The 388-nt window shown below is 66.0% G+C and carries 1 protein-coding gene; it reads right to left on the reverse strand.

Annotation, left to right across the window (positions count from 1 at the left end):
- Nucleotides 1-371 (reverse strand): FtsX-like permease family protein (locus tag D7X55_RS47395; protein WP_368666535.1); only part of this gene is annotated, 371 nt, incomplete at its 3' end.
- Between the last annotated feature and the right edge of the window lie 17 nt (nt 372-388).

Consider the following 388-nt stretch of genomic DNA (forward strand, 5'->3'; position numbering starts at 1 on the left):
CCGCCGATCAGGCCGGCCAGCGTGCCGAAGATGCCGATCAGCGAACCCTGCACCATGAACACCTGCATCACCCCGCCCGGGGTCAGGCCGAGGGTGCGCAGGATGGCGATGTCGGCCTGCTTGTCGGTCACCAGCATCACCTGCGAGGACACCAGGTTGAACGCACCCATGGCGATGATCAGCGACAGCAGGATGCCCATCACCACCTTCTCCATGCGCAGCGAGTGGTAGAGGTTGGCGTTCTGCTGGGTCCAGTCACTTACCCGGTACGCACCACCCAGGCTCTGCGCCAGGTCCACACCCACTTCCAGCGAGCGGTCCATGTCGTGCAGTTTCAGCCGCACGCCGGTGGCGCCGTCGCTGCGCAGCACGCGCTCCAGGTCCTGCA

This window comes from Corallococcus sp. AB049A (assembly GCF_003668885.1).
GTDB lineage: Bacteria > Myxococcota > Myxococcia > Myxococcales > Myxococcaceae > Corallococcus > Corallococcus interemptor.